Annotated in this window: 3 protein-coding genes; all 3 read left to right on the forward strand. The window is 77.6% G+C overall.

Going from position 1 to position 2901, the window contains the following annotated elements:
- Positions 1 to 677 (forward strand): hypothetical protein (locus tag AC2CHG_RS30940; protein ID WP_484526152.1); only part of this gene is annotated, 677 nt, incomplete at its 5' end.
- Between the two features lies 1 nt (position 678).
- Complete coding sequence (gene murJ / locus AC2CHG_RS30945; protein WP_484526153.1) at positions 679 to 2376, forward strand: murein biosynthesis integral membrane protein MurJ; 1698 nt, start codon at positions 679 to 681, stop codon at positions 2374 to 2376.
- On the forward strand, positions 2373 to 2901 hold a 529-nt coding region (locus AC2CHG_RS30950), incomplete at its 3' end, for a glycosyltransferase (RefSeq protein ID WP_484526154.1). The genes murJ and AC2CHG_RS30950, both read left to right, overlap by 4 nt.

Below are 2901 nucleotides of genomic sequence, written 5' to 3' on the forward strand. Positions count from 1 at the left end.
GTAGCGCCCCGGCCGGCGCCGCCGCGCTGGTCGCCGGGCTCGGCGCGGGCGCTGTCGGCCTCTACGACGACGTGGTCGGCGCGCGCCCCGAGCAGAAGGCCGCCAAGGGGTTCGCCGGGCATCTCGCCGCGCTGCGCGAGGGTCAGGTCACCGCCGGGATGGTCAAGGTCGCCGGGGTGGGCGTGGCCGGGCTGGGCGCGGCCGCGCTGCTCGCCGCCGACCGGCGGGTCGCCGCACATCCGCGCCGCCGGCGGGCCGGGGCGTTCGGCCGGGGACTCGACGTGCTGCTCGGCGCCGGCGTGGTGGCCGGCACCGCGAACCTGGTCAACCTGCTCGACCTGCGGCCCGGCCGGGCGCTGAAGTCCGGCATGCTGCTCGGCGCGCCGCTGACCACCGGCCCGTACGGCGGCGTCGCCGCGGGCGCCGTGGGCGCCTCGGCCGCACTGGTCGGCGACGATCTCGGCGAGCGCGTGATGGTGGGCGACAGCGGCGCCAACGCGCTCGGCGCGCTGCTCGGGGTGAGCCTCGCCGCGCGTACCGGGCCGCTGGGCCGGGCCGGCGTGCTGGCCGTGCTCGCCGCGCTCACCGCCGCCAGCGAGAAGGTCAGCTTCACCCAGGTCATCGCGTCCACGCCGGGGCTGCGGCACCTCGACGAGCTGGGCCGGCTCCCGGACTGACGTGACGAAACCGGCTCCTCTCGCCGCCGCCGGCCGGGTCGCCGGGGCGGCCGCCCTCATCGCCGTCCTCACCGTCCTAAGCCGGCTCGCCGGCTTCGGCCGTACCGCCGTGTTCACCTGGATGCTGGGCCCCACCGATCTCGGTGGCGCCTACCTGGTGGCGAACTACGTCCCGAACTTCATCTTCGAGATCGTCGCCGGTGGGGCGCTCGCCAGTCTCGTCGTACCGCTGCTCGCAGGCGCCGTCGAGGCGGGTGACCGGCGCGCGGTGGCCGCCACCACCGGCGCGCTGCTGACCTGGACGCTGAGCCTGCTGGTCCCGCTGGCGGTGCTGCTGGCGGTGTTCGCCGATCCGCTGCCCGGCCTGATCGGAAACGGTCTCAGTGAGGCCCAGCAGGCGTCCGGGGCGCGGATGCTGCGGGTGTTCGCGCCGCAGTTGCCGCTGTACGGCGTGGGCATCGTGCTGACCGGCGTGCTCCAGGCGCACCGCCGCTTCGCCTGGCCGGTGATCGCGCCGCTGCTGTCCAGCGTCACGGTCATCGGCGTGTACCTCGGGTTCACCGCCGCCGAGGGGCGGCTGGCCACGATCGGGGAGGCCGGGCGCGGCGGCGAGTTGCTGCTGTCCGCCGGCACCACGCTCGGCGTGGTGGTGCTCTCGCTGTCGCTGCTCATTCCGCTGCGCCGGCTGCGGCTGCGGATCCGGCCGGGCTACCGGTTCCCGGCCGACGCCCGGGCCCGGGTGGGCGGGCTGGTGGTCGCCGGTGCGGTCACGGTGGCCGCCCAGCAGATCGCGCTGGTGGTAGCGCTCAACCAGGTCACCTACGGCCGGACCGCCGACGTCAGCGTCTACAACCTCGCGCAGACCGTCTATTTCCTGCCCTGGGCGGTGCTGGCGGTGCCGCTCGCGGTGGCCGCGTACCCGACGCTCGTCGCGGCCCGGGCCACCGGCGACGAGCGCGCCTACCGGGAGACACTGGCCCCGGCGGTACGCGGCGTCGTGCTGCTCAGTCTGCTCGGCGCCGCCGCTCTCGTCGGCACCGCGATCCCGGTCGGGCACTTCTTCTTCGCCGACCCGCTCGACGCGCGCACCGCGGCGGCCGGGATCGCCGGGTTCGCGCCCGGCCTGGTCGGCTACGGCCTGTTCGCGGTCCTCACCCGTGCGCTGTACGCCCGCGGCGAGACCCGCGCGGCCACCGTAGCCACCGCGCTCGGCTGGCTCAGCGTGCCCGCGCTCGCCGTGGTGTCCGCCCAGGTGGCGCCGCTGGCCGACCGGGTGCTCGCGGTGACGCTGGCGACGTCGGCCGGCATGCTGCTGCTCGGCGCGCTGCTGATCGCCGCGGTCCGGCGGGCCGCCGGTCGCGAGGCGCTCGCCGGGATCGGCCGGGCCGGCGCCGCCGGGCTGCTCGCCGCAGTGGTCGCCGGAGCGGGCGGGGCGGCCGTCGCGGCGGGACTCGCCGGGCTCGGTGACGGCACCCCGACGACACCGTGGGCCCTCGCGCAGGGCATGCTGTCCGGGGTCGTGGTCGGTGTCCTGTTCCTCGCCGTCGCCTGGCTGACCGACGCCCGCGACCTGCGGCCGCTGCTCGCGACCGTGACCCGCCGGCTGCGCCGGCGACGCCCGGCCGGCGGGGACGACGGCCCGCCGGCGCAGCAGCACCCCGGCGAGCGGGGTGACGGAAGGGAGACCGTTTCCTCATGACGGACGCCTCGCCGGCACCGCGCTGGCCCGGGTCGGTGGCCCTGGTGCTCGCCTCCAGCACCGGCGGGGTCGGGCAGCACGTGCGCTCGATCGCCCGAGGGCTCACCGAGGCCGGCGCGTCCGTGCTGGTCTGCGGCCCGGCCGCCACCGAGGAACAGTTCGACTTCACCGGCGCCGGGGCCCGCTTCACGCCGGTGGAGATCCCGGCCAGCCCCACGCCGGGGGACGCGCGCGCGGTCACCGCGCTGCGCCGCGCGCTCGGTGACACACCTGTCGACGTGGTGCACGCGCACGGGCTGCGCGCCGGCCTGGTCGCCGCGCTCGCCCGCCCCGCCGCGCCGCTGGTGGTCACCTGGCACAACGCGGTCCTCGCCGGTGGCCTGCGCGGTGCGGTGTCCCGGCTGGTCGAACGGGTCGTCGCCCGGTCCGTGCGGGTCGCCCTGGGCGCCTCCGCCGACCTGGTAGACCGCGCCGCCGCGCTCGGTGCCGCCGACGCCCGCCTGGCCCCGGTCGCCGCGCCGGCGC

The organism is Micromonospora sp. ATLC20, from assembly GCF_057196585.1.